Origin of the sequence: Variovorax sp. YR566, assembly GCF_051992195.1 — a bacterium.
Lineage (GTDB): Bacteria > Pseudomonadota > Gammaproteobacteria > Burkholderiales > Burkholderiaceae_C > Variovorax.
This window is the reverse complement of the sequence record NZ_CP197092.1, coordinates 3658628-3680890: the sequence shown is the minus strand read 5'-3', so window position 1 is coordinate 3680890 and position 22263 is coordinate 3658628. Positions and strand designations below refer to the sequence as shown.

At 65.8% G+C, this 22263-nt stretch carries 25 protein-coding genes; 9 read left to right on the top strand and 16 right to left on the bottom strand.

What is annotated here, in order from left to right; all coding sequences use genetic code 11:
- Positions 1–2 precede the first annotated feature (2 nt).
- From ACTG4X_RS17235 to ACTG4X_RS17225, 3 genes are read right to left on the bottom strand one after another with little or no spacing between them, the layout of a single operon-like run.
- Positions 3–485, bottom strand: a complete 483-nt coding sequence (locus ACTG4X_RS17235; protein WP_093054805.1) for an aromatic-ring-hydroxylating dioxygenase subunit beta — start codon at positions 483–485, stop codon at positions 3–5.
- Positions 482–1738, bottom strand: coding sequence for an aromatic ring-hydroxylating dioxygenase subunit alpha (locus ACTG4X_RS17230; protein ID WP_440531433.1), 1257 nt, complete (start codon positions 1736–1738; stop codon positions 482–484). Before ACTG4X_RS17230 ends, ACTG4X_RS17235 begins: the two co-directional genes overlap by 4 nt.
- A gap of 36 nt (positions 1739–1774) precedes the next feature.
- Positions 1775–2764, bottom strand: coding sequence for a 2Fe-2S iron-sulfur cluster-binding protein (locus tag ACTG4X_RS17225; RefSeq protein WP_440534398.1), 990 nt, complete (start codon positions 2762–2764; stop codon positions 1775–1777).
- A gap of 127 nt (positions 2765–2891) precedes the next feature.
- On the opposite strand from ACTG4X_RS17225, the gene ACTG4X_RS17220 reads away from it, so the two are divergent.
- Positions 2892–3806: a LysR family transcriptional regulator gene (locus ACTG4X_RS17220; protein WP_093054799.1), complete on the top strand. Its 915-nt coding sequence runs from the start codon at positions 2892–2894 to the stop codon at positions 3804–3806.
- A gap of 33 nt (positions 3807–3839) precedes the next feature.
- Here ACTG4X_RS17220 and ACTG4X_RS17215 read toward each other — a convergent pair whose 3' ends face one another.
- Together ACTG4X_RS17215 and ACTG4X_RS17210 are read right to left on the bottom strand one after the other, a co-directional pair.
- Positions 3840–4466: a 2'-5' RNA ligase family protein gene (locus ACTG4X_RS17215; protein ID WP_440531432.1), complete on the bottom strand. Its 627-nt coding sequence runs from the start codon at positions 4464–4466 to the stop codon at positions 3840–3842.
- Between the two features lie 8 nt (positions 4467–4474).
- Complete coding sequence (locus ACTG4X_RS17210; protein ID WP_440531431.1) at positions 4475–4627, bottom strand: hypothetical protein; 153 nt, start codon at positions 4625–4627, stop codon at positions 4475–4477.
- Between the two features lies 1 nt (position 4628).
- Here ACTG4X_RS17210 and ACTG4X_RS17205 point away from each other — a divergent pair, with 1 nt between their 5' ends.
- Entirely contained in the window at positions 4629–5237 is a 609-nt protein-coding gene (locus ACTG4X_RS17205; RefSeq protein WP_176928782.1) for a porin family protein, read from the top strand.
- Between the two features lie 64 nt (positions 5238–5301).
- Here ACTG4X_RS17205 and guaA read toward each other — a convergent pair whose 3' ends face one another.
- From guaA to guaB, 4 genes are all read right to left on the bottom strand, one after another.
- Complete coding sequence (guaA, locus tag ACTG4X_RS17200) at positions 5302–6921, bottom strand: glutamine-hydrolyzing GMP synthase (protein ID WP_440531430.1); 1620 nt, start codon at positions 6919–6921, stop codon at positions 5302–5304.
- An 11-nt stretch (positions 6922–6932) separates the two neighbouring features.
- A complete protein-coding gene (locus ACTG4X_RS17195; protein ID WP_093054789.1) occupies positions 6933–7352 on the bottom strand; it encodes a type II toxin-antitoxin system VapC family toxin in 420 nt (139 codons plus the stop codon).
- A gap of 11 nt (positions 7353–7363) precedes the next feature.
- The gene (locus tag ACTG4X_RS17190; RefSeq protein ID WP_093054788.1) at positions 7364–7612 is read right to left on the bottom strand and encodes a type II toxin-antitoxin system Phd/YefM family antitoxin; all 249 of its coding nucleotides are present in this window, start codon (positions 7610–7612) and stop codon (positions 7364–7366) included.
- Positions 7613–7778: 166 nt separating this feature from the next.
- Positions 7779–9248 (bottom strand): IMP dehydrogenase, encoded by a 1470-nt coding sequence (guaB, locus tag ACTG4X_RS17185; protein ID WP_093054786.1) that lies wholly within the window; start codon positions 9246–9248, stop codon positions 7779–7781.
- A gap of 128 nt (positions 9249–9376) precedes the next feature.
- Between guaB and ACTG4X_RS17180 the strand changes: the two genes are divergently transcribed.
- Positions 9377–9907, top strand: a complete 531-nt coding sequence (locus ACTG4X_RS17180) for a DUF4124 domain-containing protein (RefSeq protein WP_440531429.1) — start codon at positions 9377–9379, stop codon at positions 9905–9907.
- A 15-nt stretch (positions 9908–9922) separates the two neighbouring features.
- On the opposite strand, the gene ACTG4X_RS17175 is transcribed toward ACTG4X_RS17180, so the two are convergent.
- Positions 9923–10261 (bottom strand): RnfH family protein, encoded by a 339-nt coding sequence (locus ACTG4X_RS17175; RefSeq protein WP_440531428.1) that lies wholly within the window; start codon positions 10259–10261, stop codon positions 9923–9925.
- The gene (locus ACTG4X_RS17170) at positions 10261–10707 is read right to left on the bottom strand and encodes a type II toxin-antitoxin system RatA family toxin (RefSeq protein ID WP_093054780.1); all 447 of its coding nucleotides are present in this window, start codon (positions 10705–10707) and stop codon (positions 10261–10263) included. Before ACTG4X_RS17170 ends, ACTG4X_RS17175 begins: the two co-directional genes overlap by 1 nt.
- A 63-nt stretch (positions 10708–10770) precedes the next feature.
- Here ACTG4X_RS17170 and smpB point away from each other — a divergent pair, with 63 nt between their 5' ends.
- The 6 genes from smpB (at position 10771) to ACTG4X_RS17140 (ending at position 15112) form a co-directional block, all read left to right on the top strand.
- The gene (smpB, locus tag ACTG4X_RS17165) at positions 10771–11247 is read left to right on the top strand and encodes an SsrA-binding protein SmpB (RefSeq protein ID WP_007832247.1); all 477 of its coding nucleotides are present in this window, start codon (positions 10771–10773) and stop codon (positions 11245–11247) included.
- Between the two features lie 101 nt (positions 11248–11348).
- The gene (locus ACTG4X_RS17160) at positions 11349–11717 is read left to right on the top strand and encodes a COG4315 family predicted lipoprotein (protein WP_440531427.1); all 369 of its coding nucleotides are present in this window, start codon (positions 11349–11351) and stop codon (positions 11715–11717) included.
- A gap of 18 nt (positions 11718–11735) precedes the next feature.
- A complete protein-coding gene (locus ACTG4X_RS17155; RefSeq protein WP_440531426.1) occupies positions 11736–12251 on the top strand; it encodes an RNA polymerase sigma factor in 516 nt (171 codons plus the stop codon).
- A gap of 13 nt (positions 12252–12264) precedes the next feature.
- On the top strand, positions 12265–13083 hold the full coding sequence (locus tag ACTG4X_RS17150) for an anti-sigma factor family protein (protein ID WP_440531425.1): 819 nt from the start codon (positions 12265–12267) through the stop codon (positions 13081–13083).
- 92 nt (positions 13084–13175) lie between these two features.
- Positions 13176–13571, top strand: coding sequence for a COG4315 family predicted lipoprotein (locus tag ACTG4X_RS17145; RefSeq protein ID WP_258355062.1), 396 nt, complete (start codon positions 13176–13178; stop codon positions 13569–13571).
- A 119-nt stretch (positions 13572–13690) separates the two neighbouring features.
- Positions 13691–15112: a hypothetical protein gene (locus ACTG4X_RS17140; RefSeq protein ID WP_440531424.1), complete on the top strand. Its 1422-nt coding sequence runs from the start codon at positions 13691–13693 to the stop codon at positions 15110–15112.
- Positions 15113–15129: 17 nt separating this feature from the next.
- Here the strand turns inward: ACTG4X_RS17140 and ACTG4X_RS17135 are convergent, their stop codons facing one another.
- Genes ACTG4X_RS17135 through infB form a run of 5 tightly spaced genes read right to left on the bottom strand, consistent with a single transcriptional unit; the run spans position 15130 to position 22241 of the window.
- Positions 15130–16047: a DMT family transporter gene (locus ACTG4X_RS17135; RefSeq protein ID WP_440531423.1), complete on the bottom strand. Its 918-nt coding sequence runs from the start codon at positions 16045–16047 to the stop codon at positions 15130–15132.
- Positions 16048–16066: 19 nt separating this feature from the next.
- Positions 16067–17905, bottom strand: a complete 1839-nt coding sequence (gene typA / locus ACTG4X_RS17130; RefSeq protein ID WP_093054766.1) for a translational GTPase TypA — start codon at positions 17903–17905, stop codon at positions 16067–16069.
- Complete coding sequence (truB, locus tag ACTG4X_RS17125; protein WP_093173864.1) at positions 17902–18858, bottom strand: tRNA pseudouridine(55) synthase TruB; 957 nt, start codon at positions 18856–18858, stop codon at positions 17902–17904. The genes typA and truB overlap by 4 nt, the downstream gene beginning before the upstream one ends.
- A gap of 2 nt (positions 18859–18860) precedes the next feature.
- On the bottom strand, positions 18861–19232 hold the full coding sequence (rbfA, locus tag ACTG4X_RS17120; RefSeq protein WP_062479819.1) for a 30S ribosome-binding factor RbfA: 372 nt from the start codon (positions 19230–19232) through the stop codon (positions 18861–18863).
- Between the two features lie 21 nt (positions 19233–19253).
- A complete protein-coding gene (gene infB, locus ACTG4X_RS17115) occupies positions 19254–22241 on the bottom strand; it encodes a translation initiation factor IF-2 (RefSeq protein ID WP_093054762.1) in 2988 nt (995 codons plus the stop codon).
- Between the last annotated feature and the right edge of the window lie 22 nt (positions 22242–22263).

The following is a 22263-nucleotide window of genomic DNA, read 5'->3' as shown; positions in this document are numbered from 1 at the left end:
TTTCAGATGGGGTAGATGATGGAGTTCGGGATCATTTCGCTGTCGAACACGCACAGGCGCGTGGCGAACTTCAGGCCCTCGGGCGTGGGCACCACGGTGTCGAGGTAGCGCCCCACGTTGAACACGGTCGAGGCCTGGTCAAGCTTGGTGCGGAACACCGCATAGTTGGCCTCGCTGTGAATCGTGCCGTTGTCATCGACCTTGTGCACCAGCGGCAGTCCGACGACGTGGCGCTGGTAGTACGGGTCGTGGAACAGCGTCTCCTTGATGCCGTAGACCCGGTCTTCCAGCATGCCGCGGCTCTCGAAGGAGAGCGTGGCCAGCGGCAGGTTGCGCTCGTGGTTCTCGCGCGGCTGCAGGCGGTAGCTGCATTGCTCGATGAAGAACGCAGGCCACAGGTCCCAGTTGCCGGAATCGACGGCATGCGCGTAGGCCGCGTAGAGCCGCGACAGATCGAGATAAGTGTTGGCGTCGAGGTTCGTCATGCTTCCATCACCTCGCGCCAGTAGCGATACATGCCGCGGATCAGCGTCTCGGTCACCATGTGGTCGGTGTTCTCGACCTCGCGTCCGCCGAGCTCGGCGAGCGTGCGGTGGAAGGGCTTCTGCTCGAAGCCTTCCTGCGAGAACTCGATGACCTCGCCGTCGTCGGCCGAGACGAAGCCGGCCGGCCCGAACAGATTGGCCTGGCGCAGGCGTCGCTGCGTCATCTCCTCGGTGTCGTCCTCGAAGCCGAAGTGCGTCCAGACGAAATCGAAGGCATCGTGCCCCACCGGCTGGATATGCCGCGTCGACACGCTGTTGACCTGCTGCTGCAGGATCAGGCTCGGAAACAGCGTCATCATCACCGCGGTCGGCCCGCCCCACCAGGGCTCGGGCACGATGTCGAGAAAGCGCGGGTCCTTCAGCTGCATGCTCTCCTTGAAGCTCGACACCTGCGTGACCTGCGCAGCCTTGCCGGCGTTGCCGCGCGTGGAAATCATGGCGGCGTGGCGGCCGCGAGCGTCCATCTTCAGCTCCGACTTGTTGTCTGCGCGCCAAAGCCCGAAAGTGACGAACCAGGTGTGCAGCAGGCCCGGGTGATACGGGTCCTTGATGTTCTCCTGCATGAGCTTCCAGTTGCCCGGAATGCGCTGGCGGTTGTAGCCGAGGATGGTGAGCTTGCGGCCGTCGAACAGGCGGTCGAAGTAATGAAGGATGTCGGGGCCGAGGAAGTCTTCGAACGACTCGATTTCATGGTCGAACGACGCGAACACCACGCCGCCGCGCGTGGCCACCTTGAGCTTGGTGAGGCCGTGCTCCTCGGTCTTGAAGTCGGCTGGCATGCCTCCGTTGACCTTGCCGTCCTGCTTCACGCCGCGGCGAAACGGCACGCCCTGAAGATCGCCCTTGAGCGTGTAGTTCCACTGGTGGTAGGGGCAGACGAACTCCTTGCGGTTGCCCTGGCGCTCGCGGCAGAACTGCATGCCGCGGTGGGCGCAGACGTTCTCGAAGACGTGGATGGCGCCCTCTTCGTCGCGCGACATGACGACCGAGCGCTCGCCGATGGTGGTGCGCTTGAAGTCGCCCGGGTTCGGAATCTCGGCTTCCAGGCCGACGTAGCACCAGTGCTTTTCATAGAAAAAGCGCTGCAGCTCCTTCTTGTGCAGCGCCTCGTCGGTATAGGCCATGAAGGGAATGCGGCTGCTCTTTTCGCTTTCCCATTTCAGCTCGATGGGGAACACGGCTTGCGTGGTCATCGCGGGTCTCCTTTTCTTTTCTCGTGGGTCTTTGCTTCAGGTGCCTTGCAGGTAGAAGGCATCGGCATGGGTTTGCTCGGGGGCAAGGCCGCGTCCGCGCACCAGTTGCGTCACGGCCTCGACCATCGGCGGCGAGCCGCAGAGGTAGGCGCGCCAGCCATCGAGGCTGCCGGGCCAGTCGGCGCGAATGGCGTCGGTGATAAGGCCGATGCGCTGGCCGTCGAGCGCGGGGCCGGTGACGACGACCACATGCACGTTCAGGCCAGGGTGCTGCGCCTGCAGCTCGCGCAGTTCCTGCAGGCCGTAGACGTCGGCATCGGAGCGCATGCCCAGGTAGAGGTGAATGGCCTGCTTGAGCCCCGCCGCGATGGCGCCCCGCACGATCGACAGGATGGGCGCCAGCCCCGTGCCACCCGCTGCGCAGAGCATCGGCCCTCGATGCTTCGTGCGCAGGTAGGCCGTGCCCAGCGGCCCGCTCACCCGCACCGAATCGCCTACGCACAGTTGCTCGAAGATGTGCGCCGTGACTCGCCCGCCGGGCACCCTGCGCACGTGGAATTCAAGCTCCGAGTCGTGGCTCAGCCCCGCCATCGAATACGGCCGCGCCAGGTCGGGCGCGAATTGCAGCTGCGCATACTGCCCAGGAGAAAACTCCAGCGGCTTGTTCGGCTTCAGGCGCAAGCGCCGGATGTCGTGCGTAAGCACGTCGATACCGGTGACAGTGGACTTGAGGATGCGCGCCGGGTGCACCACCACTTCGTCGGGCTCCGGGATCTCGATGGCGCAGCTTTCGGTCAGCGTGCTCTGGCAGGCCAGTACGTAGCGCTCGCCTTGCCCGTCGGGCCGGATCGCGTCCTGGCCAGCGTCGAGCACCTGGCCCGACACCACCTTGCAGCGGCAGGTGCCGCAGCGCCCCGACATGCAGCTGTACGACACCGGCACATGATGCTCGCGCAGCACTTCGAGCAGGTTCGCGCCGGGGCGAACTTCGAGGGTGCGGGCAAGGGGGTGAATATGCAGGTCCATCGTGGGGTTCTCTTGCGCCGGCGTCATGGCCGGCTTGTCTCTGGGGCTGGATGATGCGCGGCCGCTGCCGATTGACCAATAGAATTTGGTGAATCCTCTGCATCACCACGATGAATAAAGGTGCGCCATGCAACTCAAGGACATCGACCTCAACCTGCTGCTCGTGTTCGACCGCATGCTGGCCGAGAAACGCGTATCGGCCGTGGCCGAGTCACTCGGACTCTCGCAGCCGGCCATCAGCAATGCGCTGGCGCGGCTGCGCAAGCTGCTGGGCGACGAACTGTTCCTGCGCACCGCGCGCGGCATGGAGCCCACGCCCTTCGCGCTGCAGCTGGCCGAACCGGTGGCCTACGCGATGGGCGCGCTGCACACGGCGCTCAACCAGCAAGTGGTGTTCGACCCCGCCACGAGCACGCGCGGCTTCACGCTCGCGATGACCGACATCGGCGAGATCTACTTCACGCCGCGGCTGATGGAGGCGCTGTCGGTGGCGGCGCCCGGCGTGACCATCAGTACGGTGCGCAACAACACCGCGGCCAGCCTGCGCGACGAGCTGGAAGCCGGCCACGTCGACATCGCCATCGGCCTGCTGCCGCAGCTGAAAGCCGGCGTGTTCCAGCGCCGGCTGTTCCTGCAGCGCTATGTGTGCATCTTTTCAAAGGAGCATCCGCTCGCACGCAAGCGCAGCGTGTCGCTCAAGGATTTCAGCGCGGCCGACCACGTGCAGGTGCAGGCGGCCGGCACGGGTCATGGCAAGGCCGACGACGTGATGGCGGCTCAGGGCATTCACCGGCGTATCAAGCTCAAGGTGCCGCACTTCGTGGCCATCGGTCACATCCTGCGCTCCAGCGACATGATCGCGACCGTGCCCGAGCGGCTCGCGCAGAGCATCGCCGAGCCTTTCGGGCTGGTGTGGCGCCCTCACCCGGTGGCACTGCCGCAGATTGCGATCAATCTGTTCTGGCACGCGAAGGCGCATCGCGACCCGGGCAACCAATGGCTGCGCGGGCTGCTGTTCGACAACTTCGCGGACGGCGATTGATTGCGACTGGCAGGGAGACCCCGCACGCTCGCCTCAGGCGACCGCAGTGTTGTCAGGCCACCGGCCCAGCACCTCGTGCGCGCCTTCGCCGACGTGACTGTCGATCAGAACGAGCGACCCGGCAGTCCACCGGACTGGCGCTTCGAGCGCGTGCTTCTCGAGCTTGCGCCGCGCGTAGGCGACGGTCATGTGCGGCGTGAATGAGCGCGAGGGTTTCAGGCCGGCATCGGCCAGTGCCTCGCCCAAACGCTGCCTGAAAATCCGCAGGGCCGAGACGTTCTCCTCATCGTCGGCGCACAGCACCAGCGCGCCTTTCGCGTAGCTCATGGATTTCTCGAAAGCGACATCGAATGCCGGCACAGGCACCGAGGCAGCAGCATTCGAAGCCTGCGCCACCTTGTCGGCCGGCACCTGCACGTAGTCGCCGAGATCGAACAGCGTGACATGCAGGCGATGCGCCTCGACCAGCGTTCCCTTCAGGGCGTGTTGCGAATTCATGCGCTCGCCGAGCGCGGCGATCATCGCGGCGTCTTGCATGTCGGGGAGCAGTGCGAAAAAGAGTGCGTGCGGCAGTGGTTCCTTGCGGAGCACCTTGCTTCGTGGACGCGGCAGGGGCCGCGGCGGGGGATCGATTCCGGGAAGAAAAAGCTGTTCTGGCATTGCTCCGATCATCGCGCATCGAGAGTGCGCTTCATGAGCCCTTCAGCAAGCATAAAGCTCTTCTTCAGATTGGAATTTGAGAATCGTCGCACGCCGGTGACAGGGTCAAACAGCCGGTCACGCGTCGCACAAATCTCAACAGCTCCAACCAGGAATTTCATCTTGAAGCATTCGCTTGCCTGCTCTGCCCTCGCCGCACTTTTGCTCGGCACCACTGCCATCGGCGCGCACGCCGCCGCTCCGAACGCAGATACCGGACTCTATGTAGGCGGCGCCATCGGCCGCTCGAGCTACAGCCTGCCGTCGTCCAACCGCGTGCCCGTGCCATGGGGCGGCGAGAAGAGCAGCAAGGCCGGCACGGCCTACAAGCTCTACGGCGGCTACAGGCTGACGGAAAACTTCGGTGTGGAAGCCGGCTATGCGCGCCTCGGCCGCGTAAGCCAGTGGAGCTCGGGCGGCGCCTACTCCCGCCTGCAAAGCGGCACGGGCCAGGTCTTCTACGCAGCCGCCACCGCGCGCCTGCCGCTGGGCGATTCCTTCGCCATCAACGGCCGCCTCGGTGTTTCGCGTGGACGCATTTCCGGCGACAACAACTGGGTGCCGGTCAACCAGCGCATCTCGGGCAGTTCGACCGGCGTAATGGCAGGCTTCGGCGCGGAGTACCGCGTGACGCAGAACCTTGCCATCACCGCGGACTACGACTACTTCGGCAAGCTGTCGAAGCAGGCCAAGGGCGGGATGCTGACGGTGGGTCTGAAGGCGAGCTTCTGACCGAAGTGGTAGGCCGGAAGCCCGGCCTACCTATGGCAGACGCATGTCCGCGAAATGCGGCAAATCATTCCCACTCGATCGTCGCCGGCGGCTTGCTCGACACGTCGTAGGTCACACGATTGATGCCCCGCACTTCATTGATGATGCGCCCCGACACCTTCTTGAGCAGCGCGTACGGCAGCTCGGCCCAGTCGGCCGTCATGAAGTCGCTGGTCTGCACGGCGCGCAGCGCCACCACGTAGTCGTAGGTGCGGCCGTCGCCCATCACGCCCACGCTCTTCACGGGCAGGAACACGGTAAAGGCCTGGCTCGTGAGGTCGTACCAGGTCTTGCCCGTTTCGGCGTCGGTGAAGTTGCGCAGCTCCTCGATGAAGATCGCGTCGGCGCGGCGCAGCAGGTCGGCGTATTCCTTCTTCACTTCACCGAGGATGCGCACGCCCAGGCCCGGGCCGGGGAACGGATGGCGATACACCATCTCGGGCGGCAGGCCGAGTGCCACGCCCAGTTCGCGCACTTCGTCCTTGAACAGGTCGCGCAGCGGTTCGAGCAGCTTCAGGCCAAGCTGCTCGGGCAGGCCGCCCACGTTGTGGTGGCTCTTGATGGTGACGGCCTTCTTGCTCTTGGCGCCGCCCGACTCGATGACGTCGGGATAGATAGTGCCCTGCGCCAGGAAGGTCGCACCCTTGTGGCCACCGTCGCCCGCCTTGAGCTTGGCGGCCTCCTGCTTGAACACGGTGACGAACTCGCCGCCGATGATCTTGCGCTTGGCTTCAGGGTCGCTCACGCCTGCGAGCTTGCCGAGGAACAGGTCGCTGGCATCGACGCGGATCACCTTCGCGTGCAGCTTGCCTTCGAACATCTCCATGACCATGTCGCCCTCGTTCAGGCGCAACAGGCCGTGGTCGACGAACACGCAGGTCAACTGGTCGCCGATGGCGCGGTGGATGAGCGCGGCTGCCACGCTCGAATCCACACCGCCCGAGAGGCCGAGGATCACTTCCTCGTCGCCCACCTGCTCGCGGATTTTCTCGACGGCTTCGGCGATGTGGTCGCGCATGACCCAGTCGGGCTTGGCGTCGCAGATGCCGAGCACGAAGCGCTCGATGATCGCCTTGCCCTGCACGGTGTGCGTCACTTCGGGGTGGAACTGCAGCGCGTAGTAGCGGCGCGCCTCGTCGGCCATGCCGGCGATGGGGCAGCTGTCGGTGCTTGCCATGAGCTTGAAGCCCGGTGGCAGTTCGGTGACCTTGTCGCCGTGGCTCATCCACACGTTGAGCATGCCGTGGCCTTCAGGCGTGGTGAAGTCGGCAATGTCCTTCAGCAGCGCGGTGTGGCCATGGGCGCGCACGGCCGCGAAGCCGAACTCGCGCTTGTGGCCGCCCTCGACCTTGCCGCCGAGCTGGTGCGCCATGGTCTGCATGCCGTAGCAGATGCCGAGCACGGGCACGCCGAGGTCGAACACGGCCTGCGGAGCCTTGTCGGTGGTTTCTTCGTACACGCTGGCGTGGCTGCCGGAAAGGATCACGCCCTTGAGGTGGCCGTCGGCGGCGTATTCGCGTACCCATTCGTCGGTAACGTCGCAGGGGTGCACTTCGCTCAGCACGTGCGCCTCGCGCACGCGGCGTGCGATGAGCTGCGTGACTTGCGAGCCGAAGTCGAGGATGAGGATCTTGTCGTGTTGCATGGCGAAAGGACTCAGAGCGTTGAAATGTCGAACAGCTTGACGCCCGCTTGCGGCGCCGCCTGGATGAGGTGCTCGTCGAAGGTGGCGAGCGGGAGATTGAGCGACTTTGCGAGCCAGAGGTAGCCCGCGTCGTAGAGCGAGACGCCGGCATCGATGGCGACCGCGAGCACAGCCTTGTGCTGGGCCGGCGCGAGTTCATGCAGCTCGACGCGATGGCGGATGGCGTCGAGCACGCTCCACAGCCCTTCGACCGCGGACGCCGGAATGCGGCCGCTGCGTACGCCATTGGCAAGAATGTTGGCGCACTCCCACTGCCAGGCGTTGGGCGCCTGCGGCTCGACCTCGTCGCGGCGGATGGCAGCGTAGAGCTTGCGGGTGTGTTCGCTGGCCATGTCGGGCAGCAGCCAGGCGGCGGTGACGGAGGCGTCCATGACGAAGGCTGTCACGATTGGCGCCCTTCGTCGAGCAAGGCGCGCAATGGCAGGCCGGGTTGGATGGTGGCGTGCAGCGCGTCGATCTGGCCGAGTTCGCGCTCGATCTGCTCGTCGGTGATAACCGGCTTGCGGCGCACCGGCAGCATGCGCACGACTTCCTTGCCGTGGCGGGTGATGCGAACCTCCTCGCCCTTTTCGACCGAGTCGATCAGGGCCGAGAAGTTGTTCTTGGCTTCAGCGATGCCGATGGATTGCATTTGGGCCAGAAAATTTGAATCTGGCCCAAATTCTAAACCCATTCTGGCCTGACTTTCAAGGTCTGGCCAGAATGGGCTTCAGGCCGGCGCCGGGCCGCCCCAAGGCGGCCTGCGGCCCCCTCGGGGGGCAGCGACCCACACGCAGTGGGGGAGCGTGGGGGCCAGACTACTCGGCGCGGTAGTTCGGCGCTTCCTTCGTGATCTGCACGTCGTGGACGTGGCTCTCACGGATGCCGGCCGTGGTGATCTCGACGAATTCGGCCTTGTTCTGCATGTCCTCGATGGTCGCGCAGCCGCAGTAGCCCATGCTGGCGCGCACGCCGCCAGCCATCTGGTAGACGATGGAGACGATCGAGCCCTTGTAGGGGACGCGGCCTTCGATGCCTTCGGGCACCAGCTTGTCGGTGTTGGGGTTGCCGGTGGTCGATTCCTGGAAGTACCGGTCGGCACTGCCCTGCTGCATCGCGCCGATGGAGCCCATGCCGCGGTAGCTCTTGTAGCTGCGGCCCTGGTACAGAACGATTTCGCCCGGTGCCTCTTCGGTGCCGGCGAACATGCTGCCCATCATGACGGTGCTCGCGCCGGCCGCGATGGCCTTGGCGATGTCGCCCGAGTAGCGCACACCGCCATCGGAGATCAGCGGAATGCCCGTGCCCTGCAGCGCGGTGGCGACGCTGTCGACCGCCATGATCTGCGGCACGCCCACGCCGGCCACGATGCGGGTGGTGCAGATGGAGCCCGGGCCGATGCCGACCTTGACCGCGTCGGCGCCGGCGTCGGCCAGCGCGCGCGCGGCGTCGCCGGTGGCGATGTTGCCGCCGATGACTTCGACCTGCGGGTAGTTTTTCTTGACCCAGCGCACGCGCTCGATCACGCCAAAGCTATGGCCGTGGGCGGTGTCGACCACGATGGCGTCGACGCCGGCCTTCACCAGGGCTTCGACGCGCTCTTCGGTACCGTCGCCCACGCCGACCGCAGCGCCCACGCGCAGGCGGCCGTTGGCGTCGCGTGCTGCATTGGGGAAGCTGGTCTGCTTGGTGATGTCCTTGACGGTGATGAGGCCCTTGAGCTCCCAGTCACCGTTGATGACGAGCAGCCGCTCGAGCTTGTACTTGTTGAGCAATGCCTTGGCTTCGGCCAGCGTGGTGCCGTCGGGCACGGTGATGAGCTTCTCGCGCTGGGTCATGATTTCGCTGACCGGCACGTCATAGCGATTCTCGAAGCGCAGGTCGCGCCCCGTCACGATGCCAACGACCTTGCCGCCGTCAACCACCGGGAAGCCCGAGATGCCGAGCTGGTCTGACAGCGCCATCACCTGGCGCACCGAGTGCGTCGGGGTGATCACCACCGGGTCGCGCAGAACGCCCGACTCGTAGCGCTTCACGCGGGCCACTTCGGCGGCCTGCTGTTGCGCGGTGAGGTTCTTGTGCACGATCCCGATGCCGCCCTCTTGCGCGATGGCGATCGCAAGGCGGGCTTCGGTCACGGTGTCCATGGCCGCCGAGACGAGCGGCAGGTTCAGCGTGATGTTGCGGGAGAGTTTGGTGGCGAGGGAGGTGTCCTTGGGCAGGACCTGGGAGAACGCTGGCACCAACAACACGTCGTCGAAGGTGAGCGCTTTGCCGAGAAGGCGCATGGGTGAAGCTCCAAAAGACGGATTGTAACGAGGCGCCCGGCCTGTTCGCCGGCCCGGGCTTTTCATGGGCGTTGCAAAACTACCTAAGCGGGATGTTGCAAAAAGTAAGGCCCGGCTAAACTTCGGGGATGAAATTCGTGCACTGGCTGGTACTGGGATGTGTCGTTGTGCTGCCGCTTTCGGCAAGCGCGCAATGGCAATGGCTCGACAAGAACGGCAAGAAGGTCTTCAGCGATCAGGCGCCACCGCCCGATGTGCCCGAGAAGAACATCCTGCGCCGCGTGGGCCCGCCGCCAGCGGCGCGCTCCACTGCGAACCCCAACGTCGATGCGCCGCCCGCTGAAGGTACGCCGGCCGAGGCAACTGCACCGGCCAAGACGGCGGGCACGCCGAAGCCGACTGGTGTCGACAAGGAGCTCGAGGAAAAGACCAAGAAGGCCGAGGCCGAAGCAAAGGCCAAGGAAGCCGCAGAAGCCGCCAAGGTCGCAAAGGCCAAGGCCGACAACTGCGCTCTCGCACGCCAGGGCAAGGCCACCGTCGACAGCGGCATGCGCATTGCCAAGGTCAATTCGCAGGGCGAGCGCGAGATCATGGACGACGCCGCACGCGCCGCCGAGCAGAAGCGCCTTCAGACGGTCATCAACAGCGACTGCAAGTAGCCCGATAGCTCGAGTTCAGTAGCCGGCCTTGCCGCCCTTGCGGCGATTCGCGAACAAGCCGGTTCCCTTCGATCCCTGGCGCTGGAAGCGCTCCCGGCGCGCCACCTTGGGGTCCACCGCGAGAGGGCGGCACAGCTCGATGCGGTCGCCGTCCTTCAGGGGCTGGTCCCACTCGACCACCCTGCCCCAGATGCCCGGCGTCATCGCATGACGCCAATCCAGGTCCGGAAAACGCAGCGAAAGATCGCTGGCCCGCACCGCATCGGCCAGTGTTGTCTCGGGCAAGAGCTGCAGCACCTGCTCGAACACCTCGCGTGCCGCGGGCGAGCAGCTCAGCGTGACCTCGATGGTCATCAGGGTGCGCCGTAGACCTGCTCGGCGCGCTTGACGAAGGCTTCGACAAGACTGGAGGCGATGGTGTCGAACACCGGTCCGACCAGCGCCTGCAGGGCGAAATTGCTGAAGCCGTAGCTCATGTGCAGCTCGACGCGGCAGGCGCGCTCGCCCTGCTCGCCCACGGGCACGAACTTCCACTTGCCGTCGAGGTTGGAGAACGGCCCGTCGACCAGCTTCAGCTGCACCTCGCGCCCCGGAACATGGGTGTTGCGGGTGGTAAAGCTCTGGTGCAAACCGGCAAAGGCCAAGCCGACTTCGGCCGTCATGCCGGCCTCGTCCTGCTCGATGATGCGGGCCTTGTCGCACCAGGGAAGAAACTGCGGATACCTCGCCACATCGGTGACGAGCGCATACATCTCTTCGGCGCTGTACCAGATGAGGACGGACTTGTTGACTGTTTTCATAGAATCGACACAGCGTGCGCGACGGATTGTATTGAAGCCATGCAGCCCCCACATTCCCGAGTCATGGCCACAAAGAAACAAGATACCTCCTCCCGCATCGCCGACAACAAGAAGGCCGCGTACAACTATTTCTTCGAAGAACGCTTCGAGGCCGGCATGGTCCTCGAAGGCTGGGAAGTCAAATCGCTGCGCGAAGGCAAGGTGCAGCTCACCGACGGCTACGTGGTGATCCGCAATGGCGAACTGTTCGTCGTGGGTTGCCAGATCAACCCGCTCAAGAGCGCATCCACCCACGTCAACCCCGATTCGGTCCGTACCAAGAAGCTGCTGCTGAAGAAGGACGAAATCCGTCGCCTGATCGGCAAAGTCGAGCAAAAGGGCTACACGCTGGTGCCGCTCAACCTGCACTGGAAGGCCGGCAAGGTGAAGTGCGAGATCGCGCTGGCAAAGGGCAAGGCCGAGCACGACAAGCGCGACACCATCAAGGACCGCGAAGGCAAGCGCGAAGTCGAGCGCGCAATGAAGAACCGCAGCCGCTGAATCTTTTTTTGCGGGCAATGGAATAAAAGACGGGCTGCGGGCGTTTGTGCGGTTGTCACCGGACCCACCGGTGTCGCCACACACAACCCAGGAGTCTTTCCATGTCGCCTTTTCGCGCATCTTCCGCCGTATTGCTGAGCGCCGTTCTCGCGCTCCCCGCCTTCGCCCAGCCCAAGCCCGCCGACGGCGCGCTGGTCGGTGCGAACGGCATGACGCTCTACACCTTCGACAAGGACACGGCCGGCAACGGCAAGTCGGTCTGCAATGGCGGCTGCGCCACCAATTGGCCACCTTTCATGGCCGCCGACAGCGACAAGCCGAGCGGCGACTTCACCATCGTCACCCGCGACGACGGCAAGAAGCAATGGGCCGCCAAGGGCTGGCCGCTGTACTACTGGGCCAAGGACACCAAGCCGGGCGACAAGACCGGTGACGGCGTCAACGGCACCTGGCAAACCGCCAAGCCCTGATCGATCGATCCACGCCCCATGGACGCCCGCCTGCTGGTCGAGCACATCCCGAGCCTGCGCCGCTATGCGCGGGCACTCACGGGCAATGCGTGGGCGGCCGACGACCTGGTGCAGGACACGCTGGAGCGCGCCTGCAGCAAATGGCGTCTGTGGGTGGTGGGCAGCGACCTGCGCGCGTGGCTCTTCACCGTCATGCACAACATCTTCGCGAGTCAGGTGCGCCGCACGCCACCACCCCATGCCGTGGTATCGCTCGACGACCTGCCGCACGAACTGCAGGGCGGCGTCGATCCTGGTCGCGACCAGGGCACCAGCCTCGACCTGCAGCGCTGCCTGATGCAGTTGCCGCACGAACAGCGCGCCGTGCTGCTGCTGGTGACGCTCGAAGACCTGTCGTATGCCGAAGTGGCCAAGGTGCTCGGCATCCCGGCCGGCACGGTGATGTCGCGCCTGTCGCGTGCCCGCGTCCGGCTGCAGGAACTGATGGACGGCGCATCGACGCCCGTTCGCCCCGGCCTGCGCCGCCTCAAATGAAACCCGCCGCACCATGAGCCGCCCCGCCCCGCCCCCTACCGACGACGAGCTGCACGCCTGGGTCGATGGCCAGTTGGCCGCCGATCGTCATGGCGCGGTCGAGGAAGCCATTGCCAGCGATCCCGCCGTGGCCGCCAAGGTCGCGGCCTGGCACACGCAGCGCGATGCCTTGCGCCGGCTGCATGGCGAACTGCTCGACGAACCGGTTCCCGCTGCCCTGATGGGCGCACTCGATCGGCATCTGCCGCGAACGGCGCGGCACGTCTCCTGGCTTCGCTGGGGCGGCATGGCGGCAGGTCTGCTGATCGCCTTCGCTGCCGGCTGGCTCGGGAATGTCCAATGGTCCGCGCCGCGCGGCGGCACGCAACTGGCCAAGGTGCCGGCGGTGCGCGAATTCGTGCACGACGCCTCTGTCGCGCACGCCGTCTACGCACCCGAGAAAAGACACCCCGTCGAAGTGGCTGCCTCCGAGCAGCAGCACTTGGTCCAGTGGCTCTCCAGGCGCCTCGACAGGCCGCTGAAGGTGCCCGACCTCTCCACCCAGGGCTACACCCTGGTCGGCGGCCGCCTGCTGCCCGGGGAAACCGGCGCGCGGGCCCAGTTCATGTTCGAAGATGCGGCCGGCGAGCGCGTGACGCTCTACATCGGCACGCTGGACGCCAATGCCGCCGGAGCCACCGCCGCACGCGAAACCGCCTTCCGCTTCGCCTCCGAAGGCCCCGTGCCCAGCTTCTACTGGGTCGACCAGGGCTTCGGCTATGCCCTCGCCGGCAAGCTGCCGCGAGAAGTTCTGCTCAAACTTGCGACGCTGGCCTACCGCGATTTGTCGTAACGACCGCATAAACTGCCGGTCGCGCAATCACATTGCCTGGCTTTCCGTCACCTGGCTTGTTTTCGCGATTTTTCAACTGAAGGAGAAACTGCATGAAATTGCTCAGCGCCTCGATCCTCGCGGCGGCCCTGCTCGCCGGCTGCGGCGGCATGTCCAACAAGACAGCCAGCGCCCCCGACACGCCCACCCGCACCGCCGACGGCGTGCTGGTCGGACCGAACGGGATGACGCTGTACACCTTCACCAAGGACACCGCCGGCTCCGGCACCTCCGCCTGCAACGCCCAGTGCGCCGCCAACTGGCCCGCGCTCAGCGTGGCCGACACCGCCAAGCCCATCGGCGGCTACACCATCATCATTCGCGAAGACGGCAAGCGCCAGTGGGCCTACAAGGGCTGGCCGCTGTACTACTGGGCGAAAGATGCCAAGCCCGGTGACAAGACCGGCGACGGCGTGGCAAACGGCGCCTGGAAAGTCGCTCGTCCCTGATCCATCAAGGATCTGACGCAAGAACGCCGGCGCCTGCCGGCGTTTCTTTTATCGGCCTTCCCGGCTTCTCCCGGCGTTTCCCGGTGTAGAGGCCGCACCACCCACGGCAGAATCCCCGCATGAGCTCTGACGCCAATCCGGATGCGTTCCTCGCCCTGCTGACCCAGGGCCTGATCAGCGACGCACAGCACGACACCGCGCGCGCCCACCCCGAAACCGCCGCCCTTCCCCCGCTCCCGAGCCCGGCCCATGCGCTGGCCTGGATGCGCGTACGCGGCTTGGTCACCGAGGAAGAACAGAACGCGGCGCTCGACAAGATCGGCGACGACGCCCCGCACGCCGACGACGCCGCGGACACCGCCATCGATGCCGACGACCTCATCGAGTTGGCCGAGCAAGGCATCACGCACGAGGCAATCGAGGTGCTCTTCAGGGACAGCCTCATCGACGCCGAGACGCGCGACATGGCGCTGACGGAAACGCCGGTCGTGGGCACCGTGGCTGCGTCACCCGTGGCCACGCTGGCCTGGCTGGCAACTGAAGGCCCGCTCGAAAAGGAACGCTTCGACGCCCTGCGCGCCCAGGTCGCCGCCGAGCCAGCCTTTGCCATGGCCGCCGAGCGCACGCGCATCGTGAACGAGGCACAGGCCCTGATCGAGGCCGACGAGCAGGCCGTCAAGGCATGGCAGGCTCGCGCGCAACGCAGCCGCCGCATCGGCGCGTGGAAGTTCATCCTGGCCGTGGCGGTGATCGGCGGCGGCCTCGGCTGGTACCTGTTCGCCCCGGCGAGCGTGCCCGCCTGCGACGCCGCCTCCACGCGCAAGACACTCGACAGCCTCATGCGCCGCGTGACCATGGACGTGCGCATGCGCCACCTCGACCCGAACGCCGGCACCGTGATCGAAACGCCCTCCGTCGGCAGCATGCGCGAAGTCGGCTACCGCAAGCCGGAGCGCGTGCGAGGCTGCGTGGCGGTCATGACGCGGGGCGACAGCAAGGAACCCATGGCGTACACCATCGGTCCCACGGAGCCGAAGAGCGACGAGATGGTGGTGCGCGGCGCGGACGTAGCCATCGTCGAGGCCCGCTTCGGGCATCTCGACTCCGATGGCAGACCGCTCTACAACGCCGAGCCCATCGGCCGCGAGGCGATGGAAAAAGCCTTCCGCGAAGGCGCAGCGCCGTTGAGCGCGGCACGGTCGGCTTCGGCCATGCGCATGCGCCCGCGCACCGACTCGGGCCTGGTGCGCAAGGACCCGAACCGCTCGCGCGAGATCGCCGAGATCGAGTCCACGGGCCCCTGCCGCAAGCTGGCCGACGGTGCAGGCCACGCCTGCCCACTGGTCATCGAATACAACGACAGCCTGCTGGGCGCCCTCTCGGGCAGCGACACCTCATTGCCCGTGACCGGAGAATTCACCTTCGTGGAAGACAACGGCAACTGGCGCGTCAGCGACGACTTTCCGAAGACCTTTGTGCGCAAGGTGCTCGAAGCCCGCCTGAACAGCATGGGCGTCACCGACGCGGCCATGCCGCAGTAGACAGAAGCGCCTGTCGATCAGTGCGCGCCCGGCACCGCGGTGTCGGCGACCGTGGTGCGCCGACCGCGCAGCGCCAGCAGTTCGTTGAACACCAGCGCGCCGATGACCAGCGCCCCGCCGGTCAGCACGCTCGCTGCGGGCTGCTCGCCCGCACCGATCCAGGCCAGCGCGATGCCGAAAATGACTTCCAGCAGGGCCAGCAACGCGACTTCAGGCGCCTTCAGCACTTGGGCGCACAACACCGACAGAACGCAGGGAATGGCGAGCTGGAACACGCCCAGGAAGGCCAGCAGCCCGAGGTCGTGCGCGCTCGCCTGGAACGGCCATGCAAAGGGCAGCGTGAAGAGCGCCGTGAGCACTGCGCCGATGAGCACCGCGGGCACCAGATCCACCTTGTGGCCCTTCGCCTGCGCATGCTGAACGACGGTCCAGTTGGCCGCGCCCGCCAGCGGCACGCACAGCGCGAGCAGCGTGCCGGCCAGCGATCCGCCCCCGCCCTGCATGAGCTGCGTGCCGTACATCCAGCCGATGCCCGCACCCGCGACCACGATGGCCAGCCAGGTGCGCGCGGGCAGCTTATGGCCGATGAAGAAGCGCGCCGCCAGCGCCGTGAACAGCGGCCCGAGCGACATGGTGACGAGTACGCTGGCCGTCGAAGCCAGCGTGAGCGCGACCATGAAGGCCGTGAACATCACGGCCCAGCACACGCCCGAGATCCAGAGTTCGCGCCCGCCGCGGCGCAGTTGCGAGAACACGGCGCGGCCCCGCCAAAGCGGCAAGATCACCAGTAGCGCCAGCGTCGTGAAGAGGCTGCGCCAGAAGGTGATCTCGAAACTGTGCGCCTGCGCCAGGTGGCGGGTGACGACGCCCGCCGTGCCCCACATCAGGGTCACGACGACCATCAGCCAGACGGCGCCGCCGTGCGTCAGGCGCATGGCAAATCGACGGAGTCGATCAGCCTTGCGACGTATCGCGGCCGGCGCGCTTGCGCTCGTGTTCCTTCAGGTAGCGCTTGCGCAGGCGCACGCTCTTGGGCGTGATTTCGACCAGTTCGTCGTCTTCGATGAATTCCACGCCGTATTCGAGCGTGAGTTCGATCGGCGGCGTGATCTTGATCGCGTCTTCCTTGCCCGAGACGCGGAAGTTCGTCAGCTGCTTGGTGCGCGTGGCGTTCACCACCAGGTCGTTGTCGCGGCTGTGGATGCCGACGATCATGCCTTCGTACACCGGGTCGTTCGCCTTCACGAACATGCGGCCGCGGTCGTCCAGCTTGCCCAGGGCGTAGGTGAAGATTTCACCGTCGTCCATGGAGATCAGCACGCCGTTCTTGCGGCTGCCGATGTCGCCCTTGTGCGGCTCGTAGCTGTCGAAGATGTTGCTGATGAGGCCCGAGCCGCGCGTCAGGTTCAGGAATTCGTTCGTGAAGCCGATCAGACCGCGCGCCGGAATGCGGTATTCGAGGCGCACGCGGCCACGGCCGTCCGGTTCCATGTTGACGAGTTCACCCTTGCGCTCGCCCAGTGCCTGCATCACGCCGCCCTGGTGCTGGTCTTCGATGTCGGCCGTCACCAGTTCGATCGGCTCGTGCTTCTCGCCGTTGACGGTGCGGAACACCACGCGCGGCTTCGACACGGCCATTTCATAGCCTTCGCGACGCATGTTTTCCAGCAGGATGGTCAGGTGCAGTTCGCCACGGCCCATCACTTCGAAGATGCCTTCTTCGTCGGTTTCGTTCACGCGCAGCGCAACGTTGTGCTGCAGTTCTTTCTGCAGGCGGTCCCAGATCTGGCGGCTGGTGACGAACTTGCCTTCGCGGCCGGCCAGCGGGCTGGTGTTGACGCAGAAGTTCATCGTCAGGGTCGGTTCGTCGACCTTGAGCATCGGCAGCGGCGCGGGGTTCGCGGGGTCGGTCACGGTAACGCCGATACCGATGTCGGTGATACCGTTGATCAGCACGATCTCGCCCGGGCCGGCTTCAGTGGCCTGCACGCGGTCCAGGCCCTGGAAAGTCAGCACCTGGTTGACGCGGCCCTTGATGGCCTTGCCGTCCGGGCCTTCCATCACCACCACGTCCATCATCGGCTTCAGGGTGCCCTGGCTGATGCGGCCCACGCCGATGCGACCGACGAAGGTCGAGAAGTCGAGCGCGGAAATCTGCAGTTGCAGCGGCGCGGCGGGATCGCCCTTTTGCGCCGGCACGTGCTTCAGGATGGTGTTGAACAGGGCCGACATGTCGGGACCCCACTGCTCGCCCTGCGCGCCTTCTTCCAGCGACGACCAGCCGTTGATGCCCGAGGCGTACACCACGGGGAAGTCGAGCTGTTCGTCGGTCGCGCCGAGCTTGTCGAACAGATCGAAGGCAGCGTTGACCACCTTGTCGGGGTTGGCGCCCGGCTTGTCGACCTTGTTCACCACGAGGATGGGCTTCAGGCCGAGGGCCAGCGCCTTCTTGGTCACGAAGCGCGTCTGCGGCATCGGGCCTTCCTGCGCGTCGATCAGCAGCACCACGCCGTCGACCATCGACAGCGCGCGTTCCACTTCACCGCCGAAGTCCGCGTGGCCCGGGGTGTCGACGATGTTGATGTGCGTGCCTTCCCAGGTCACGGCGCAGTTCTTGGCCAGGATCGTGATGCCACGTTCCTTTTCGATGGCGTTGTTGTCCATCACCGTGTCGACCACTTTCTCGTGCTCGGCGAAGGTGCCGGACTGGCGCAGCAATTGGTCGACCATCGTGGTCTTGCCATGGTCCACGTGGGCAATGATGGCGATATTGCGAATTTGCTTGGTACTCATGGTGTCGCTTCGGTCTGTTGTGCGTTCAAAAGAATTTGCTGGATTTCGATGGGGTTCAGCAAGCGCCCCGGGATCAATTCGCCGGCCGTTACATGGGCTGTGCCCAGGAACGCCTGCGGGTCGGAGCCGAACACGGCCACCTCATCGGCATCGGCCCAGCCGCCACGGCGGCGCAGGCCCGAAAGAAAACGTGCCGCATCTTCCGCGCCGAGCGTGACGCGGCTGTGGCCGCCCACCAGGGCTTCGGCAGGCAGGAGTTGTGCCAGGCGTTCTTCCTCGTCCATGGCTTCGAGCGCTTCGAGCGTGATGCACTGGGCCTCGACGAAGCCGCCCGTGGCGGTCCGGCGCAGCGAGCTCAGGTGTGCACCGCAGCCAAGCGCCTCGCCGATGTCTTCGCCGAGGGTGCGGATGTAGGTGCCCTTGCTGACGGAGGCGAGGATGCGGATGACGTCGTCGCCGATCGCGCCGAGTTCGAGCTTGTGGATCACTACGTCACGCGGCGCCCGCTCGACTTCGACGCCTTCACGCGCGTATTCGTACAGCGCCTTGCCGTCCTTCTTGAGCGCGCTGTGCATCGGGGGCACCTGGCGGATCGGGCCGGTGAACTGTGCCTCGACGCGCGCCAGGTCTTCAGGCGTGACGTGCACCGGCCGCTCGGCGATCACTTCGCCCTCGGCATCGCCGGTCGCGGTCTTGATGCCCAGGCGAGCCGTGGCCTCGTAAGTCTTGTCGGCATCGAGGTGCAACTGGCTGAACTTGGTCGCCGCGCCAAAACAAAGCGGCAGGACTCCCGTCGCGAGCGGATCGAGCGTGCCGGTGTGGCCTGCTTTTTCCGCGCGCAGCAACCACTTGGCCTTTTGCAAGGCCTGGTTGCTGGAGAGTCCCAGCGGCTTGTCGAGCAACAACACCCCATGCACAGGGCGCCGCTGCACCCTTGTGCGTGGCGCGTTCATGGCTAGTCGTCTTTCGAGCGCGAAGCGACGGCTTGCGCGATGAGCGCGTTCATGTCGGCCGCACGCTCGGTGGTGCGGTCGAACAGGAAGTGCAGCGTGGGCACGGTGTGGATGTGCAGGCGCTTGAACAGGCCGTTGCGCAGGAAGCCCGCGGCCTGGTTCAGCGCCTCGGTCGTCTCGGCCACGTCGCCCGTGAGCAGGCTGAAGAAAATCTTCGCGTGCGCATAGTCGGGCGTGACCTCGACGGCCTGGATCGTGACCATGCCCACGCGCGGATCCTTCAACTCGCGCGCGATCAGCTCCGTCAGATCGCGCTGGATCTGATCGGCGACCTTGAATGCGCGGTTGGGGGCGGCGGCTTTTCTCTTCGGCATGGACTTTCTCGCATGGAACGCTTACAGCGTCCGGGCGATTTCCTTGATCTCGAAGAATTCGAGCTGATCGCCCTCTTTGATGTCGTTGTAGTTCTTGAGCTTGATACCGCACTCAAAACCTTCGCGGACTTCGCGCACATCGTCCTTCATGCGCTTGATCGAGTCGATTTCGCCCGTATAGACCACCACGTTGTCGCGCAGCAGGCGGAAATGCGCAGTGCGGTTGACCGAGCCCGAGGTGATGTAGGAACCTGCAACGGTACCGATCTTCGAGGCCACGAACACCGTGCGGATTTCGGCCGAGCCGATGATTTCTTCGCGGCGCTCCGGTGCCAGCATGCCCGACATCGCGACCTTGATCTCGTCCACGGCGTCGTAAATGATGCTGTAGTAGTTCAGCTGCACGCCGTTGTTCTCGGCCAGCTTGCGCGCACCGGCATCGGCACGCACGTTGAAGCCGATCACGACCGCCTTGGAGGCGATGGCGAGGTTGATGTCGCTTTCGCTGATACCACCCACGCCGGCGTACACCACCTGCACCTTGACTTCGTCCGTCGCCAGCTTGAGCAGCGATTGCGCCAGAGCTTCCTGCGAGCCCTGAACATCGGCCTTGATGATGATGCGCAGCGTCTGCACTTCGCCCGCCGACAGGTCGGTGAACATGTTCTGCAGGTTCGCGGCCTGGGCCTTCGCCAGCTTGGTGTTGCGGAACTTGCCGGCACGGTAGGTAGCGATTTCGCGCGCACGGCGCTCATCGCTCATCACCATGAACTCGTCGCCCGCTTGCGGCACTTCGGTCAGACCCTGGATTTCGACCGGGATCGACGGGCCTGCGGTCTTGGTCGACTTGCCGTCTTCGTCCAGCATGGCACGCACGCGACCATAGGTCGAGCCAGCCAGCACCACGTCGCCGGTCTTGAGCGTACCGGACTGAACCAGCACGGTAGCAACCGGGCCGCGGCCCTTGTCGAGCTGGGCTTCGATGACCAGGCCCTTGGCGGCGGCATCCACCGGCGCCTTGAGTTCCAGCACTTCGGCCTGCAGCAGCACCTGTTCGAGCAGGTCGTCGATGCCCTGGCCCGTCTTGGCGGACACCGGCACGAACGGCACGTCGCCGCCGTACTCTTCGGGCACGACCTCTTCGGCCACCAGTTCCTGCTTCACGCGGTCCAGGTTGGCATCGGGCTTGTCCACCTTGTTGATGGCAACCACGATCGGCACACCAGCCGCCTTCGCGTGCTTGATGGCTTCCTTGGTTTGGGGCATGACGCCGTCGTCGGCCGCCACCACCAGGATCACGATGTCGGTAGCTTGCGCACCGCGAGCACGCATGGCCGTGAAGGCCTCGTGACCCGGGGTGTCGAGGAACGACACCATGCCGCGATCGGTTTCCACATGGTAGGCACCGATGTGCTGCGTGATGCCGCCGGCTTCGCCCGCAGCGACCTTGGCGCGGCGGATGTAGTCGAGCAGCGAGGTCTTGCCATGGTCGACGTGACCCATGACGGTCACGACCGGTGCACGCGGCAGGGCTTCGGCGGTTTGCGCCGACACGTCCTCGTCGGTGAAGGCTTCCGGGTCGTCAAGCGCGGCAACCACCGCGTTGTGGCCCATTTCCTCCACCAGGATCATTGCGGTGTCCTGGTCGAGCGACTGGTTGATGGTCGCCATCTGGCCGAGCTTCATCAGTTGCTTGATGACCTCTTGCGCCTTGACGGCCATCTTGTGCGCGAGCTCGGACACCGTGATGGTTTCGGGCACATGCACTTCGAGAATGCGCGCCTCGACCGGTGCGGCTGGCGCATGTTGCTCGTCGTGACCGCCGCGGTCGTTGCCACGGCGACCGCGCGGGCCTCCGCGCCAGTTGCCGCGACCGACACCACCGCTGGCATCGCCGCGGGTCTTGATTTCCTTCTTCTTGGCAGGATCGCCAGCCCAGCTCGACGAGAGCTTCGCGGACTTGACTTCCTTGCCTGCGGCACCGGCAGCGCCGGGTGCAGCTGCTGCAGCGCCGGGCGCGGCAGGTGCGCCGGCACGCGCTGCGGGCGCGGTCGGCTTGTGCAGCGTTCCCTTGACCGCGGCCTTTTCGGGCTGCGGCTTCTCGGGCGCCTTGTGCGGCACCAGCACGCGGGCCGGTGCGTTCATCATGGCGCGGATGGCTTCGGCTTCGGCAAGGGCCTTGCGGCGACGCTCGTCGAGATCCTTGGCGCGCGCGGCTTCTTCGTCGGCGCGGGCCTTCGATTCGGCGGCGGCCTTGGCCTTCGCGTCCTCCTTGGCCTGCGTCGCAGCAGTTTGCGCGGCGAGCTTGGTGTCGGCAGCCTTCTGCTCTGCAGCAGCGGCAGCGGCCGTCACGGCGGGCGCGGGGGCAGCCGCCGGCTTGGTGGCCGTGGTGCTGTCCTTTGCGCTCGCGGCGGCGGCAGCTGCTGCGGCAGCGGCCTTCTTCTCGGCGGTTTCGGCGGCGACGCGTGCAGCTTCCTGCTCGGCCTTCTCAGCCTTTTCGGCCTGCTCGCGTTCGCGGGCTTCGGCTTCTTCGCGCAGGCGGCGCTTTTCAGCCAGCTCTTCTTCCTGGCGGCGGATCAGCTCGGCCTGGCGGCGCGCTTCTTCCTCGCGGCGGGCCAGTTCGGCTTCGTCGATGCGGGGAGCGGCGGGCGCGGCGGCAGGTGCCTCGGCCACTTGCTGCGCCGTCTCGGGCGTGGCGGGATGGCCGTCTTCGCGCTGGATGAAGGTGCGCTTCTTGCGCACCTCGACCTGGATGGTGCGGGCGCGGCCGGTGGCGTCGGCCTGCTTGATCTCGCTGGTCGACTTCTTGGTCAGCGTGATCTTCTTGCGCTCGGGCTCGACGGTGCCGTGGCTGGCCTTCAGGTGGCCGAGCAGGCGCTGCTTGTCAGCCTCGGTGAGTGCATCGGTGGCGGCCGCTTTGGGCACACCTGCGCTCTTGAGCTGGTCAAGCAAGGTTTCGGGAGTCTTCTTGAGCTCGTTCGCGAACTCGGCGACAGTGGTACTGGACATATTGGTTTCGTGCCTCCATGAC

Coding starts and splice junctions, on each gene's coding strand:
- ACTG4X_RS17235 (WP_093054805.1), bottom strand. CDS start 485: ATGACGAACCTCGACGCCAACACTTATCTCGATCTGTCGCGGCTCTAC.
- ACTG4X_RS17230 (WP_440531433.1), bottom strand. CDS start 1,738: ATGACCACGCAAGCCGTGTTCCCCATCGAGCTGAAATGGGAAAGCGAA.
- ACTG4X_RS17225 (WP_440534398.1), bottom strand. CDS start 2,764: ATGGACCTGCATATTCACCCCCTTGCCCGCACCCTCGAAGTTCGCCCC.
- ACTG4X_RS17220 (WP_093054799.1), top strand. CDS start 2,892: ATGCAACTCAAGGACATCGACCTCAACCTGCTGCTCGTGTTCGACCGC.
- ACTG4X_RS17215 (WP_440531432.1), bottom strand. CDS start 4,466: ATGCCAGAACAGCTTTTTCTTCCCGGAATCGATCCCCCGCCGCGGCCC.
- ACTG4X_RS17210 (WP_440531431.1), bottom strand. CDS start 4,627: ATGAAATTCCTGGTTGGAGCTGTTGAGATTTGTGCGACGCGTGACCGG.
- guaA (WP_440531430.1), bottom strand. CDS start 6,921: ATGCAACACGACAAGATCCTCATCCTCGACTTCGGCTCGCAAGTCACG.
- ACTG4X_RS17195 (WP_093054789.1), bottom strand. CDS start 7,352: ATGGACGCCTCCGTCACCGCCGCCTGGCTGCTGCCCGACATGGCCAGC.
- ACTG4X_RS17190 (WP_093054788.1), bottom strand. CDS start 7,612: ATGCAATCCATCGGCATCGCTGAAGCCAAGAACAACTTCTCGGCCCTG.
- guaB (WP_093054786.1), bottom strand. CDS start 9,248: ATGCGCCTTCTCGGCAAAGCGCTCACCTTCGACGACGTGTTGTTGGTG.
- ACTG4X_RS17180 (WP_440531429.1), top strand. CDS start 9,377: ATGAAATTCGTGCACTGGCTGGTACTGGGATGTGTCGTTGTGCTGCCG.
- ACTG4X_RS17175 (WP_440531428.1), bottom strand. CDS start 10,261: ATGACCATCGAGGTCACGCTGAGCTGCTCGCCCGCGGCACGCGAGGTG.
- ACTG4X_RS17170 (WP_093054780.1), bottom strand. CDS start 10,707: ATGAAAACAGTCAACAAGTCCGTCCTCATCTGGTACAGCGCCGAAGAG.
- smpB (WP_007832247.1), top strand. CDS start 10,771: ATGGCCACAAAGAAACAAGATACCTCCTCCCGCATCGCCGACAACAAG.
- ACTG4X_RS17160 (WP_440531427.1), top strand. CDS start 11,349: ATGTCGCCTTTTCGCGCATCTTCCGCCGTATTGCTGAGCGCCGTTCTC.
- ACTG4X_RS17155 (WP_440531426.1), top strand. CDS start 11,736: ATGGACGCCCGCCTGCTGGTCGAGCACATCCCGAGCCTGCGCCGCTAT.
- ACTG4X_RS17150 (WP_440531425.1), top strand. CDS start 12,265: ATGAGCCGCCCCGCCCCGCCCCCTACCGACGACGAGCTGCACGCCTGG.
- ACTG4X_RS17145 (WP_258355062.1), top strand. CDS start 13,176: ATGAAATTGCTCAGCGCCTCGATCCTCGCGGCGGCCCTGCTCGCCGGC.
- ACTG4X_RS17140 (WP_440531424.1), top strand. CDS start 13,691: ATGAGCTCTGACGCCAATCCGGATGCGTTCCTCGCCCTGCTGACCCAG.
- ACTG4X_RS17135 (WP_440531423.1), bottom strand. CDS start 16,047: ATGCGCCTGACGCACGGCGGCGCCGTCTGGCTGATGGTCGTCGTGACC.
- typA (WP_093054766.1), bottom strand. CDS start 17,905: ATGAGTACCAAGCAAATTCGCAATATCGCCATCATTGCCCACGTGGAC.
- truB (WP_093173864.1), bottom strand. CDS start 18,858: ATGAACGCGCCACGCACAAGGGTGCAGCGGCGCCCTGTGCATGGGGTG.
- rbfA (WP_062479819.1), bottom strand. CDS start 19,232: ATGCCGAAGAGAAAAGCCGCCGCCCCCAACCGCGCATTCAAGGTCGCC.
- infB (WP_093054762.1), bottom strand. CDS start 22,241: ATGTCCAGTACCACTGTCGCCGAGTTCGCGAACGAGCTCAAGAAGACT.